General features: G+C 60.3%; 5 protein-coding genes. All 5 read left to right on the forward strand.

Annotated elements, in window-relative coordinates; translation table 11 throughout:
• Positions 1-251 precede the first annotated feature (251 nt).
• The 5 genes from P8014_RS17900 (at position 252) to P8014_RS17920 (ending at position 15,403) form a co-directional block, all read left to right on the forward strand.
• The gene (locus P8014_RS17900; RefSeq protein WP_337818688.1) at positions 252-9,659 is read left to right on the forward strand and encodes a calcium-binding protein; all 9,408 of its coding nucleotides are present in this window, start codon (positions 252-254) and stop codon (positions 9,657-9,659) included.
• A 71-nt stretch (positions 9,660-9,730) separates the two neighbouring features.
• Positions 9,731-11,878: a type I secretion system permease/ATPase gene (locus P8014_RS17905; RefSeq protein ID WP_337818689.1), complete on the forward strand. Its 2,148-nt coding sequence runs from the start codon at positions 9,731-9,733 to the stop codon at positions 11,876-11,878.
• A 2-nt stretch (positions 11,879-11,880) separates the two neighbouring features.
• A complete protein-coding gene (locus tag P8014_RS17910) occupies positions 11,881-13,305 on the forward strand; it encodes an HlyD family type I secretion periplasmic adaptor subunit (RefSeq protein WP_337818690.1) in 1,425 nt (474 codons plus the stop codon).
• A 207-nt stretch (positions 13,306-13,512) separates the two neighbouring features.
• Positions 13,513-14,079 (forward strand): hypothetical protein, encoded by a 567-nt coding sequence (locus tag P8014_RS17915; RefSeq protein WP_337818691.1) that lies wholly within the window; start codon positions 13,513-13,515, stop codon positions 14,077-14,079.
• 469 nt (positions 14,080-14,548) lie between these two features.
• The gene (locus P8014_RS17920) at positions 14,549-15,403 is read left to right on the forward strand and encodes a hypothetical protein (protein ID WP_337818692.1); all 855 of its coding nucleotides are present in this window, start codon (positions 14,549-14,551) and stop codon (positions 15,401-15,403) included.
• Positions 15,404-15,742: the final 339 nt, after the last annotated feature.

The following is a 15,742-nucleotide window of genomic DNA, read 5'->3' on the forward strand; positions in this document are numbered from 1 at the left end:
TTTGTCCGGACTGGGAATTTTACAAAGGGGCCTGGATCGGTCGCGGCTCTTCCTTTGGAAGGGAGCTTATCGACCACTCGCGTCTGAACAATGACCAATAAAGAGGTGATGTGATGACTGCTCAACTTGAATATGCACTGATGTCCTCTAGGGCATATGATCGATCTACTGCTTCAGGAATCGTCCCCGTTCCTGCGGGCTGGACCGTTGACGAAGCTTCTGGCAATCACAACCCAACGACTGGCCTTGACATGGAGGTTTTCAAAAAAGGGAACGATATCGTGATGGCTTTTGCAGGCATCAAGGGTATAGATGATAAAACTGATTTAGCTGATGCCGGCTTAATATATATGGGACTTGTGTCTGAGCAGCTTGCGCAGGCCGCAGAGGCATACATAAAGCTAAAAAAGCAATATCCTGATGCAAATATCACTTTCACCGGCCATTCTCATGGCGGTGGCCTAGCTGCGGTTATGGGGGTGTTCTTTAATGAGCCCGCTATCACTTTCGATCAAGCTCCGTATTCGGCGATTCTCTCGGATACTGTACGCAGTGAGGTGGTCTATAAGCCTTATGAAGTTTTATTGAATCGACTTGAAAGTGATGGTTATACGCACGAAGAACTTCAGGTGCTTGTTCCGAGCCTTTTAAGCTATACGCCGTTTGATGCTGCCGAACGAAGCAAGCTGGTTACAAATACTTATCTTGAAGGAGAGGCGTTGGATTGGCTCGATACGTCAAATCCACTTGCAAACAGGATTGGGACTCAAGAGCCTATTAAGACAGGGTCTGTGGGTTTTATTCCTAAGGATTTACATAGTATCGATTTGCTGATTTGCTTTGACATTAATTCTGATCTGCGCAGCCTGACTTACGTTATGCCGCAATTGGTAAGCACTTTGACCGAGAAAGAAAAATATGGAGGTGATGTAACAAACCCCGGTTTGTTGCGCAAGTTGATCCGTTACCAGCTAGGTGTTTCAAGTAATGATCCCGCCGATGAGGTGAATGCCGACAACATGCTGGGTCGGTTGGTATCCGATCTATATAAAATGAGCCACGGAGGCGGTATTTCATATAGCTTTGAGGGCATGAAGCTGGCCTTGATGTCGTTTGTTGCGCAAAAATACTATAACGAAGAAGTCGGACGAAGCGGTTATGGGCAGGAATTGTTTAGAGAGATTTCTGGAGGGGGCGGACTGAGTTTTAAGATTTCCGATATTGCCGATAGCTATAGCCAAATTGTGGGTGTCGACCTTTATCTGACTCTAGATAACTGGAGGCTGCAGAGCGGACTTTCCGAGCCTGAAATTCAGGCCATTCAGGAAATGTTGCCCTCTCAAAAAGAGTGGTTTATCCAGAATGGTCCGTCTGTGCTTGAGGCTGTTGCCGGTTCTGACGGCGCTTTCATGCTGGGTGGAACCGGTGCTGACCGCTTAATAGGCGGTAGTTCCAGCGATCTTCTGCTTGGCAATCGGGGGGCGGATTTTCTCCAGGGCGATGGCGGCGCCGATCGTCTATATGGCGGATGGGGTGATGACACGCTAAGTGGCGGAACCGGGGACGATGTTCTCGATGGCGGTGTCGGTATTGACTATCTGTACGGCGGTGACGATGCGGATACGCTGACAGGTGGTACTGAGAACGACGAATTATATGGCGAGTCTGGCAACGACGAACTCGATGGCGGCGATGGCGCCGATCGCCTGGACGGTGGGGCTGACGATGACAAACTGTACGGTCGGGACGGCAACGATACGCTGTACGGCGGCGACAACGACGACGTCCTCGAAGGCGGTGCCGACGACGATGAACTATACGGCGGCTCTGGCATCGATGTGCTTGATGGAGGGAAGGGGACGAATCGGCTGGAAGGTGGTCAGGGTTACGATTTTTACAAAGTGACCAGCCACGACACGATCAGTGACGAGGACGGCGAGGGACAGGTTTATCTCAGCGGCCGCTATTTGTCGGGCGGAAGTCGGAAGGAAGATGATCCGCCGGATCGATACAAGAGCGCGGATCAGAGCTTGATTTACGAGCTTTCCGGATCAACGTTGTCGGTCACGTCGAATAATAGGACCACCAAGCTAAGAAATTCGTTGACCATCGAGAATTTTAGCAATGGTGATCTCGGGATTTTCCTCAAGGACGAAGAAGAGGAAGACGATGAGACCCCATCTATAGAAGCCGCCGAAAACAAGCGCTCGCCGATCGTGCTTGATCTGGACGGCGATGGCGTGGAAACGCGTTCCACCGAGGTGTATTTCGACCACGACGGCGACGGCCTGCGCGAACTGACCGGCTGGGCGGGTGCGGACGACGGTCTGCTGGTGTTCGACCGCAACGGTAACGGCGTCATCGACAACGGCACGGAACTGTTCGGCAACGGCACGCCACTGGCCGACAGCGGGGTGGCAACGGATGGCTTCGACGCCTTGCGGGATTTCGACGATAACGGCGACGGTCGGATCGACGCGCAGGACGCGGCCTACGAACAGATTCAAGTTTGGCGTGATGCCAATGGTGATGCTCTGACCGACGAGGGTGAACTGCTTAGCCTTGCTGAGGCTGGTGTAGCTGCACTGAACATGACGGCCACGGCGGGAAGCGGCGTGGATGCAGCCGGCAACGACCACCGGCTGAGTGCGAGCTACGAACGCGTGGACGGCAGCATCGGCCTTGCGACCGACGTCTGGTTCGACGTGGATCGCGCGCGCCGCGTGCAGGGCGAGATTGTCGATCTGAGCCCCGAGATCATGCGGTTGCCCAACGCGCGGGGGTTTGGTGAGTTATCCGACCTGCATCAGGCAATGGCGAAGGATCCTGTGCTGCAGGAGCTGGTGACAGCCTTCGCTGCCGAGACCGATCCGCAGGCGCAGCAAGCCATGATGGAAGCGCTGATCTACCAGTGGGCAGGGGTGACGGATGTCGATCCGTATAGTCGTGAGCCGACGCGCTACTATGGTCATGTCATGGATGCACGCCAACTCGTTACGTTGGAGCATCTGGTCGGCGACGACTACCTAGGTACATGGTGCTGGGGTGAACGAGACCCCAATCCGCATGGGCAGGCGGCGCCTTTGTTGATCGCTGAATTCCAGCGCTTCGAACAGTTCGTGGAGGCTCAGCTCTTCGCGCAAAGTACGTATCGCGATGAGATGCGGTTCATCAAATCCCATTTTGATACCGGCTCTGGAACCACGCGTGCCGATTGGGCGGATTTTCAGCAACGCATGGATACGCTGTACGAGGCCGGCGATGTCGACAGTATCCGGGCAGTGCTGGACATTGTGCGTAGTTTGGGGGCGTATTCGCCAGCGTTCCGCACCGAGACGGACGAAGCGTTTGCCGAATTGGCCGCTCGGTATACGGTGCTTGTGCCGATCATCGACGAAACTGCTCTGGAGGGTGACGATGGGGACAACCGTCTAATCGGCAACGCCAACGCCCAACTTGTCGTCGGTGGGGCCGGCGATGACGTGCTTCAGGGGGGCGCAGGAGACGATACCTATTTCTTCCAGGCAGGGAGCGGAGCTGACCAGGTTTACGATTCGGCTGGTGTGGACACCATCCAGTTCGGAGAAGGCGTTACTCCCCAAGATCTTCAACTGCGACGCGACATAACGACCTTATGGATCACGCGTGTGGATGCTGACAGCCAACCCACAGGCGACGAGATTCGCGTCGATAACTTCTTCGATTATGACGGTACGCTTCTCAGCCCTATCGAGCATGTGACGTTCGTTGACGGCACGGAGTGGACGCTTTCGGATTTGCTGTCGAAGGTCGTGGGGGAGATAAGTACGGGCGACGACCATATATATGGCACGCTGCAGGCAGATACGTTCGATGCCCTGAGTGGCGACGATACCGTCTACGGCTTCGACGGCGATGATTCGCTGAATGGCGGTGATGGGAACGATGTTCTGGACGCCGGCGAAGGCAACGATGTTCTGACCGGCGGCAGCGGGAACGACGAACTGACCGGTGCACATGGCAGCGATACCTATGTGTTCGGGACCGGGCATGGACAGGACGTTATCCACAACTATGACGACAGCGCTGGGCACGAGGACGTCATCGTGTTCGAAGCCGGCATATTGCCGAGTGACGTCAACCTTCTTCGGGATGATGACGATCTGCTCCTGAGCACGTCGGATTCGGATGCCGTGAGGGTCGAGAAGGCTTTCGCCGATGATGGCGAAAGCCCTTATGCCATCGCCCGGGTCGTTTTCGCCGACGGAACGGTTTGGAACATGGACGCCCTCAGACAGATGGCGGTTCAAGGCACCGAGTCGTCGCAGACCCTCAGAGGCTATGCATCTGACGATCTGATCGATGCCGCGGGTGGCGACGATGTCGTGTACGGCAATGGCGGTGCGGATACCCTGAATGGGGATGAGGGCAACGACCGTCTCTATGGCGGAGCTGGCGATGATTCGCTTGCCGGAGGGCTCGGAAACGATACACTCGATGCCGGGACGGGCAACGATGAACTGTTCGGTGGCGAGGGAGACGATGCACTGGCCGGAGGCGACGGCATCGATACACTGCTGGGCGGAGCGGGCGACGACGCGCTTGCTGGCGGACGCGGTGCGGATACGCTGGACGGAGGGACAGGCGCCGACTGGCTTGATGGCGGCGACGGAAGCGATATTTATGTATTCGGGCGCGGTTATGGGCAGGACACGATCAGCAGTTACGATGCGGCGTCAGGCAAGACCGATGCGATCAAGTTCGGTTCGGACGTTGAATCGGCGGACATCGCATTACGGCGTTACGGCGATGACTTGGTGGCGGCGGTTGTTGGCAGTGAGGACCGACTGACTGTCAAAGATTATTTCCTGAACGATGCGCTCAATCCTGGATACCGTTTGGAGGAACTTCGTTTCGCTGACGGTACGGTCTGGGATGTCGCGGAGGTCAAGCGTCAAGTCTTGATCGGCACCGACTCCGGCGAAACGCTGCAAGGGTATGGTGTCGCTGATGTGATCGATGGGCTGGGCGGCGACGATGTCCTGTACGGTCGAGGCGGCGACGATACACTGTCCGGCAGCGCCGGGAACGATCTGATCAATGGTGAAGACGGTAGTGACGTGTTGTCCGGCGGCGCGGGTAGCGATCAACTGTACGGAGGAAACGGCGACGATCGCCTGACCGGTGGCACAGGCGAGGACAGTCTGTCCGGCGGAGCCGGTAACGATACCTACGTTTTCGCGCGCGGTGATGGTCACGACATCATATATGCCTACGACAGCACTTCGGGCCGCCAGGAAGTGATTGAGTTCGCCGCCGATATCACACCTACCGACATTCTGGCGCGTAGACGCGGTAACGATCTCGTGCTGGAGAGCGTCGACGGCAACGACCGCGTGACGATCAGCTCGCACTTCCTGAATGAAACGGCCAACGATTCGACCATCCAGGAGGTGCGCTTCGCCGACGGCACGGTGTGGACGCTGGCCGATCTGAACGATCTGGTGCTGCACGGCTCGGCGGCGGCCGACGTGCTCGAAGGGCATGCGGCGGACGACGCCATGACCGGCGCAGCGGGCGACGACACCCTGTACGGCCGGGCGGGCGACGATGTGCTCGACGGTGGCGAGGGGGCGGATACGCTCTATGGCGAAACCGGCAACGACACGCTGATCGGCGGCGCAGGCGCGGATCGTCTGGAAGGCGGCGCGGGCGACGACGTCTATGAGATCGCCGCCGGCGAGGGGCAGGACACGCTGCTGGATACGGCGGGTGCGGACCGCATCCGGCTGACCGATCTGGCGCCGAGTGAGGTTCTGGCCCGGCGCGAAGGGCTGGATCTCGTGCTCAGCCGAGTGAGCGACGGGCAGGTGCTTGCGCGTGTCGAGGGCGAGTTCTCGAACGTTGCCGACGTGCCCGGCGCGACCGCTGTCGAAACGGTCGAATTCTCCGACGGCACGACCTGGGACTACGCCGCGATCAAGCTGCAGGCGCTGGCCGGCACCGAGTCCGCGGACCGTATCGAGGGTCACGCGGAAGCCGACCTCATCCAGAGTCTGGGCGGCGATGATGTGGTGTTGGCAGCGGCCGGGGATGACGAAATCCACGGTGGTACGGGCGCTGACGAACTTCACGGTGGCGCGGGCGCCGATGTGCTCTACGGCGACGGCGATGACGATACCCTGTACGGTGGTGACGACAATGACCGGCTCGAAGGCGGGCTGGGAGCCGATACGCTCGATGGCGGTGCCGGCGACGATGTCCTGCTCGGCGGTGACGGCAACGACATCCTGCAGGGCAGTTCCGGCACCGACCGGCTTGAAGGCGGCGAGGGCGACGATACGCTGCAGGGCAACGGCGAGCTGTACGGCGATGCCGGGGCCGACACCCTCGAAGGCACGGGGCTGCTGTCGGGTGGCGCCGGCGACGATGCGCTGACCGGTTTGGGCAGCGACGAGCTGCTTGGCGGTGACGGCAACGACGTGCTGACGGCCAACACCAACATCTGGATTTCCGGTACCGGCAGCGTGCTGGAAGGCGGCGCGGGCGACGACGTGCTGTACGGTTCGTTTGCCGACGACACCTATCGCTTCAATGTCGGCGACGGTAACGATCGCTTGATCGAGCGGCGCACGGGCGAGTCCTACAGCAACATCGCGCCGTCATTCGATACGCTGAGCTTCGGGGCGGGCGTGGCGCTGGCCGACCTGGCCTTCGAGCGCCACGGCGACGACCTGCTGGTGCGCCATGCCAACGGTGCGGACAGCATCACCATCGAGCGGTGGTTCGAGGAGCCGACCGATCATTTCAAGGTCAACCGCTTCACTTTCGCCGACGGCACGGAGCTGAGCGACGCGGACGTGGAGGCCCGCGTGGTGACCTACGGCACCGCGGAGGCCGATACGCTGCTCGGTTACCGCGCTCTGGACGAAGAGCTGTATGCCGGCGACGGCGACGATCAGGTGTGGGGCCGTGACGGCGACGACGCGCTCTACGGCGAGGCCGGTGCGGATTACCTGGATGGCGAGGCCGGTGCGGACAGGCTTTACGGCGGAGCGGGTGCCGACAACCTGCAGGGGCGCGACGGCAACGACGTGCTGGACGGAGGGCTGGACGACGATAGCCTGAGCGGCGGCGCGGGCGATGACGTGCTGCTCGGGCAGGCCGGCGACGACAACCTGTTCGGTGACGGGGGCGCGGACCAGCTCGAAGGTGGGGCGGGCGACGACTACCTCACCGGCGGCGACGGGGCGGACGTGCTCCTCGGCGGTGATGGCGCCGACCAGCTCGGCGGCGACGGGGGCGACGATCAGCTGCGCGGTGGTTTGGGCGACGACAAGTACGTTTACGCCAGTGGGCAGGGCGCCGACGTGGTCGACAACAGCGATGGCGGCTACGACGGTGTGTTCTTCACCGACGTTGGGCTCGACCGCCTGGCGTTCAGCCGCGACGGCGACGATCTGCTGATCGCGGTGGACGGCGACCCGGCGCAGTCCGTGCGTGTGCTCGATCACTTCCTCGGCGGCGATGCGGCCATCGACTATGTGCAGCCCAACGGCGGCAACATGCTCGACACGCAGCATATCGCGCACATCGTGGCAGCCAACGGTCTCGAGGGCGGCTACGCTACCGCGGTCGTGGGCAGCGAGGGGGCAGATTCCCTGAGCGCCTACGACAGCCGCGATCTCGTGCAGGGGCTGGGCGGTGACGACACGCTCTGGGGCATGGCCGGAGACGACCGTATCGAAGGCGGAGCCGGCAATGACGCGCTTTACGGCGGCAACGGTTCGGGACAGGGCTCGGGGACGGACGAACTCGTCGGCGGAGACGGCGACGACGTGCTCAACGGCGAGGATGGCGACGATGTCCTCATGGGCGGCGCGGGCAACGACGACTACTACTACGGCGAAGGCGGTGGGGTGGACGTCATCGACAACGCGGGCGGCGGCACGGATACGGTGTTCTTCATCGGCGGTATCGACCGCGGCCGCCTGTCCTTCCATCAGGACGGCGACGACCTCGTCATGCTGCTCGACGGCGATCTCGGTCAGCAGGTGCGGGTGCTCGGTCACTTCCTCGGCGGTGAGGCGGCGATCAGCTACGTGCAGCCGACCGATGGTGGCTACGCCATCCCCGCGGGCGACATTGCGGGGATGCTGACGGCCCTGCCCGGAGACAGCAGCAGCGGCGGTAGTGGAGACACGGGCGGTACGACGCCGCCCGACGGCGGTGGCGACACCGGAGGCGATACCGATACGGACACTCCGCCCACCGCGCAGACTGGTGGTGCCGATTCGCTGACCGGCACCGCGGGCAACGACGTGTTGCTCGGCGGCGCGGACAACGACACGCTCGACGGCAACGGCGGCAGCGACCTGCTGCGCGGCGGGGTGGGCGACGACACCTACGTCTTCGGTGGCGGCCAGGCCGTGCTCGCCGAGGAGGACGGTGCCGATACCCTGCGCTTCACCAACGGCATCACCTTCAACAGCGTCGCCTCCGGACTGATGAAATCCGGCGACGACCTGGTGCTGATGGTGAACGGCGGCCCCGATCAGGTCACGCTGCAGGGCTTCTTCCGCGGCGGTTCCGAGCTGATCGAGACGATCACCTTCGACACCGGGGGGAGTCTCACCGCCGATCAGATCTTCGGCGCCTTCGGCTTGACCGTGCCGGATGGTAGCTCGCCCTATGCGGCGACGGTCGAGGGCAGCAACGGTGACGATGCGCTGGTGCAGGGCGGAGCCGATGCCGAGCGCCTGCTCGGCTACAACGGCGCCGATACCCTGGAAGGGGCCGGGGGCGACGATCTGTTGATCGGCGGGCGCGGCGACGATACCTACGTCTTCCGTGGCGGCGACGGGCAGGACGTCATCGACAACACCGGCGGTGGCTACGATACGCTGCAGTTTGCCGATGCCGGTTTCTCGGCAGTGGCCAGCGGGCTGATGAAGTCCGGCAACGATCTGATACTCAGCGTCAACGGGGGCCCCGATCAGGTAACCCTGCGCGGTTTCTTCCGCGGCGGCGACGAAGCCATCGACCGGCTCGTGTTCTCGGACGGCTCGCTGCTGGACAAGGCGCAGATCTTCGGCGCCTTCGGCCTGGGCGACCCCGATCCGGACGGTTCGCCGGACTACAGCGGTCTGCCCGACGAGCGTGCCTACGGCACCGTGCAGGCTGCGCGGGCCGACGGCGAGACGCTGTTCGGGTCCTCGGATGCCGATCTGATCGACGGTGGCGCGGGCAACGACGTCATCGACGGCGGCATCGGTGACGACTGGCTGATCGGTGGGCGCGGCGACGACGTGTTCCTGCAGGGGCGTGACGGTGGTGCCGACACGATCACCGCCTACGATCCGACTGCAGGCAAGACCGACACGCTGCGCTTCGGCGCCGACATCGGCATCGACCAGCTGTGGTTCGAGCGCAGTGGTGAGGATCTCAGCGTCAGCATCATCGGCACCGACGATAGCGCCACGATCAGCGGCTGGTATGCCGGCGCGGCCTATCACGTCGAGCGCATCGAAACGGCGGACGGCCACGTGCTGCTGGATGCGCAGGTGGAGAACCTGGTCTCCGCGATGGCCGCGTTCGCGCCTCCGGCAGCGGGCGAGACGAACATGCCCGCGTCCTATCAGGACGATCTGCAGCCGGTCATCGCCGCCAACTGGCAGTAAGCGGCAAACAGGCAAGTCCATCGAACCCTCCTTCCGCTTCCGGCGGAAGGAGGCGTTGGAGACGTACGGCGATGAACGAAGAACAATCCGAACGCCCGTCCTCCGCCCAGCCTCCGCCCGATACGGGTCTGCTGGCGCTGGTGATGCTGGCGCGCTTTCATGGGCTGGCGGCCGATCCGGCGCAGCTGCAGCATGAGTTCGCGGTGGAGGGGGCGCCGTTCGGCGCGGACGAGATCCTGCACGGCGCGCGCAAGCTGGGCCTCAAGGCCAAACGGGTCAAAACGCGGCTGGAGCGTCTGCCGATGACGCCGGTGCCGGCCGTCGCACTGGACCGCAGTGGCGGTTTCTTCGTGCTCGCCAGGGCGGAAAACGGCCAGGTGCTGATTCAGGACCCTGCGGTCGGCCGTCCGCAGACCGTGTCCTTTGACGAGTTCGCGGAACGCTGGAGCGGCGAGCTGATCCTGTTCACTTCCCGCGCCTCGCTGGCTGGCGAGCTTGGCCGTTTCGACTTCAGCTGGTTCGTGCCGGCCATCGTCAAGCATCGCAAGCTGCTGGGCGAGGTGCTGCTGGTGTCGTTCGCGCTGCAGCTCTTCGCGCTGGTGACCCCGCTGTTCTTCCAGGTGGTGATGGACAAGGTTCTGGTGCACCACGGCCTGACCACGCTGGATGTGTTGGCCATCGGTCTGTTGGTGGTGATGGTGTTCGAGGTGGTGCTTTCGGGGCTGCGCAGCTATGTGTTCGCGCATACATCGAGCCGCATCGACGTCGAGTTGGGTGCGCGGCTGTTCCGCCATTTATTGCATCTGCCGCTGTCATATTTCGAGGCCCGGCGCGTCGGCGACTCCGTGGCGCGCGTGCGCGAGCTGGAGAACATCCGTCAGTTCCTGACCGGCAATGCGCTCACCCTGGTGCTCGACCTTTTCTTTTCCGTGGTGTTCATCGGCGTGATGCTGCTCTACAGCGGCTGGCTCACGCTGATCGTGCTGGCCTCGCTGCCGCTGTACGTGCTGGTGTCCGCCGTGATCACACCGCTGCTGCGTACGCGTCTGCACGAGAAGTTCAACCGCGGGGCGGAGAACCAGGCCTTCCTGGTCGAGAGCATCAGCGGCATCGACACGCTCAAGAGCATGGCGGTGGAGCCGCACGCGACGCGCGACTGGGACAAGCAACTGGCGGGCTACGTCTCGGCCAGTCTACGCACGACGACGCTGTCCACGGTGGCCCGCGAGTCGGTGTCGCTGATCGGCAAGTTGGTCACCGTGGGTACGCTGTGGCTGGGGGCGCGGCTGGTGATCGAGGGGCAGCTGACGGTGGGGCAACTCATTGCCTTCAACATGCTGGCGGGACGGGTCGCGCAGCCGATCATGCGCCTGGCGCAGTTGTGGACGGATTTCCAGCAGACGGGCATTTCGATGCAGCGCCTCGGCGACATTCTGAACGCGCCGACGGAACGTTCGAACGCCAACCGCAGCAGTCTGCCGCGCATTCAGGGCCGCATCGAGCTGGATCAGGTGCGCTTTCGCTATCGGCCGGACGGGCCGGAAGTGCTGCGCGGGGTGAGCCTGGTCATCGAGCCGGGGCAGGTGATCGGGGTCGTGGGGCGCTCCGGTTCGGGCAAGAGCACGCTGGCTAAGCTGGTGCAGCGGCTGTACGTGCCCGAACAGGGGCGCGTGCTGGTGGACGGCATCGACCTGGCGGTGGCCGACGTGGCCTCGCTGCGCCGCCAGATCGGCGTGGTGCTGCAGGAGAACGTGCTGTTCAACCGCAGCGTGCGCGAGAACATTGCTCTGGCCGCGCCCGGCGCGCCGATCGAGCAGGTGATGGCGGTCGCGAAAATGGCCGGAGCGCACGATTTCATCCTCGAGATGACTGAGGCCTACGACACGATCGTGGGTGAACATGGCGCCAGCCTGTCCGGCGGGCAGCGCCAGCGCATCGCCATCGCCCGCGCCCTGATCACCGACCCGCGCATCCTGATTTTCGACGAGGCGACCAGTGCGCTGGACTACGAGTCCGAACGAGTGATCCAGGAAAACATGCGCACCATTTCGCAGGGGCGCACGGTCATCATCATCGCGCATCGGCTCTCGGCCGTGCGTCATGCCGACCGGATCGTGGTCATGGATCGCGGCCAGATCGTCGAGTCCGGCAACCACGAAGAACTGGCGGCGCATCAGGCTGGGCACTACGCCCGCCTGCTGCGCCTGCAGCAGGCATAGGCGTGGGCATGCGTCTGCAGGCTTGGGGAGACTTGATGCGCCGATATGGCGGCGTCTTCGCCGCATCGTGGTCGCGGCGCAAGGAGCTGGACAGTCCTCCGCGCCAGGCGCACGAGCATCAGTTTCTGCCGTCGGCGCTTGCGCTGCAGGAGACGCCGGTACATCCGGCGCCGCGCGTCGCCATGTGGCTGATACTGCTGTTCGCGCTCATCGCTGTCGCGTGGGCGATTCTGGGGCGCATCGACGTGGTCGCCGTGGCGCGCGGCAAGATCATTCCTGACGGCCGCACGAAGACCATTCAGGCGCTGGAAACCTCTGTGGTCAAGGGCATCAACGTGCGTGACGGCCAGCAGGTCAGGCCGGGCGAAGTGCTGCTCGAACTGGATGCGACTGCGTCCCATGCAGACGTACGGCGTCTGGCCGAGGACGAACTGACCGCACGGCTGGATGCGGCGAGGGCGAATGCCCTGCTGGTGTCGCTGGACAAGCCGGACGTGGCGCCGAGGCTGCAAGTGGCGGGGAACGTACCGGCCGGGCGCGTGCAATCCGAGCGCTTGCTGCTTGAGGGACATTATCGCCAGTTTCGGGCGCAGCTGAGGCAAATGGAGGCCGAGGTCGAGCGCAGGCGGCAGGAAGTTCACGTCATCGCTGCCGCCGTATCGAAGCTTGCGCAAACGCTGCCGATCGCGACTCGACGCGCAGGCGACTACAAGAAGCTCGCCGCGTCCGGGCATGTGTCGCAGCATGCCTACCTGGAGCTGGAGCAGGCCCGCATCGAGCAGTCCCGCGAACTCGTCGCGCAGAAGGCGCAGCTGGCGGAAGCCAAGGCGGCGCTGAACGAAGCCGTGCAGCAAAAGGATGCGTACGTGGCGCAAACGCGCCGGGAGACGCTGGATACGTTGCACGAGGCGCGCGCCAAGGCCGCGAGTTTGAAGCAGGAACTGATCAAGGCGGAGCTGCGCGATCGCCTGATGCGCCTGCGTTCACCCGTTGCCGGCACCGTGCAACAGCTTGCGGTGCATACGGTCGGTGGCGTGGTCACGCCCGCCCAGCCGTTGATGATCGTCGTGCCGCGGGACAACGTCATGGAAGTCGAAGCGATGTTGCCGAACAAGGACATCGGCTTCGTTCATGCCGGTCAATCCGTGCAGGTCAAGATCGACACCTTTCCCTATACCAAGTACGGGACCATCCCCGGAGTCGTGACGCATGTGTCGGAGGATGCGATACAGGATGAAAAACTGGGCTTGGTCTACGCCATGCGGGTGCGTCTGAAGCGGGAAACGATACAGGTCAACAAACGGGCGATTCATCTGACGCCGGGCATGGCCGTGAGCGTCGAGGTCAAAACGGGACGCAGACGGGTGGTGGAGTATTTCCTGGCGCCGCTGTTGCAGTACTCCTCGGAGAGCCTGCATGAGCGATGAGCGCATGTTGAGGTGCTTGTCTGCTTATTGTCGGAGCGGTGGCCGGGGCGGACGAATACGTCGGGTATGCGGCTTGGCTGCAAGGAGTGCTGATGCTGCGCTAAATGAGGCAGTGGTGAACTTTTGGGTATCAGTTCCAGTAGCGCGAGCGCGGGCTTCAGGCACTTCCGTCGAAATTTTTTAACAACATCGATGTTTTGAGGGGGAATGATGAAAAAAACTATAGGTCTTCTGCTTGTTCTGTCTCTTGTCGCGGGTGGGTGGTTGTATAAACAGACACCAGCGCATGCTTATACCCTCAAGAATCGTGTATTGCATTTCCTCAAGGCTGACAATTCGATCTCTATCCCGTTTGCGCAGTTGTCCGGCTCGATGACGGAGAAGGAAATTCTCAAGCACTATCCAAAGCTCGGCCTGGATTGTGGATACGAGCCATCCAGTCTTGGTGAACGTTCCTGCTACGCCAGCGTGAAAAGCATCAATGAGGTTGATGCCTGGTTCGTGGTCTTTTTCTTCGAAAAAGGAGGCTTGCGTCAAGTGAAAGCGGACATCATGCCTGGTGCGCACAAGGCGATGATGCATTGGCTTACCGATAAGTTCGGCTCTGGAATGACTGTGTCTCATGGAAAGGCTTCCGAGACACTGGTCCACTGGATAGAACTCAATGGTGCGATTGCCATGAATAAAGAAGCGTATGGAAATGAGCCCTCTCAGGTTGTTTGGGTGTCAAAGGAGCGTATTCTGCAAAAGATAATGAAAGGCCGACTAAGCTAACGGCATTGATCGCTTCCGTTGTTGGTTGCTGGCATCTCTTGGTGTATGCCATCTGTTCGGTCGTCAAAAATGTGGATAAATTCGCGTTATATGTCGGTAATTTGTTTGAAAAACTGGCGGGTAAAGTGTTTCTGATTTGTCGTCTTATCGAGGTAGTTATTTATTCGAATTCTCGAGGATGAAATACAAATAACAAGAGATAAAGAGGGAAGAGGAAATTCAACTTGTTATTTTGTCTTGGGGGCGGAAGGAAGCTCAGGAGACCTCGGTATGAATGGCATACTGTACGTTAGGCGCTCGTCTGGGCGGCGGAAGTGGAGAAAGGCGGTATCGCCGGCGTCCTGCGTTTCCACGAAATTCCGCTCGGTCATTTAAACCAGAGGATGCTGGGATGGGGCAAAGGCAAGAGCTGTTCCCGAGTCTATGCATAAATGATGAGGTGTCATCGTAGTTCGCGCTACGGGTAATCATGATTGAAAAGATGAATGCTTTTCAAAAATATCTAGCATGGGGCGTCATTATTGTGGTCGTACTGTCCGGCGTGGCGACTTGCCGTACCTATATGCATACGGTGCGCTGGCAAGAACAGGTGCCGTTGCCGAACGGCAAAACCCTCATGATCGACCGTTCATTGGAATACGACCCCTCGGGGCTGCGGATTCCTGGCGATGGGAATCCTCTAAAGGAGCAAATCGTTCGTTTCAAACTTCCGGGCACGAAGCAGGAGATCACCTGGAAGGGTGATTACGGTGTGGGGTATGTGGACGCTCTGCAGTTGGTAGCTATCGAGATTTTCGATGACGTGCCGTATGTGGTTGCCGTTCCTTTGTCATGCCATGCCTATAACCGATGGGACAGGCCCAGTCCGCCGTACGTGATTCTTAAATATGTCGATAGGAAGTGGGCGCGCGTTCAATTTAATGAGTTCCCTGTTAAAAAAGTGAAATCAAATGTGCTTTTGGCTCTCCCATTTATTGGAAGTGAAAGATCATTTAAAGAGTATTTGACTAGGGTCAAAACATACCAGGCCGAACAAGGTGCTCTAGGCAAGGTGCCGAATACACGGTACTTAAATGCAGAGATTTCAAAAATGCGAAGTGTCGGTGAAATATATTTCACCAAGGATCACAAGCCGCTTATCGAGATGAACGATTGTCATAAGCTTGTTTACGATGGTCGTGGCGGATGGCGCGGGTTGGATTGGTTTGAACAACAAAAAAGTCTTGATGAATGCTTAGCTTACTGCAAACGGCAGAAATTAGGTCAAGATGAGCCATATTGTCCATGCAAGCGAATTTTTGGAGGCAACCAAAATGGTCACTGATATCGAATGTGCATTGATGGTGGGTAGGGCATATGCCAGCAAGACGGCAAACAAGGCCAACTTGCCTCCCGTGTCATAAGGTTGGACGACAGGCCGTCCGCGCGATCGCGGCATGAATGGCGTACTGCACGTCGGGCGCCTTATCGAGCAAGGATCATCGGGGTCAGGTTTAGAACTTATAATAGACCCCGAAATGCTTTATTTTTTGTTTCTAGGTGAATGACCCTATGAAAAAAAGATATTTCATTTTTGCCGGATTTCTTGTTGTTGGTCTTGCTTTTTTGTTACTAGTTCTAGTTCTGTTTGGACGGATTTATGATTTGAAATCAACATCTAATG

Source organism: Acidihalobacter sp. (assembly GCF_037381185.1).
Classification (GTDB): Bacteria; Pseudomonadota; Gammaproteobacteria; order DSM-5130; family Acidihalobacteraceae; genus Acidihalobacter_A.

Excerpts from the sequence above, each read along its gene's own strand:
- P8014_RS17900 (WP_337818688.1), top strand. The coding sequence starts at position 252 with ATGGAGGTTTTCAAAAAAGGGAACGATATCGTGATGGCTTTTGCAGGC.
- P8014_RS17905 (WP_337818689.1), top strand. The coding sequence starts at position 9,731 with ATGAACGAAGAACAATCCGAACGCCCGTCCTCCGCCCAGCCTCCGCCC.
- P8014_RS17915 (WP_337818691.1), top strand. The coding sequence starts at position 13,513 with ATGATGAAAAAAACTATAGGTCTTCTGCTTGTTCTGTCTCTTGTCGCG.
- P8014_RS17920 (WP_337818692.1), top strand. The coding sequence starts at position 14,549 with ATGATTGAAAAGATGAATGCTTTTCAAAAATATCTAGCATGGGGCGTC.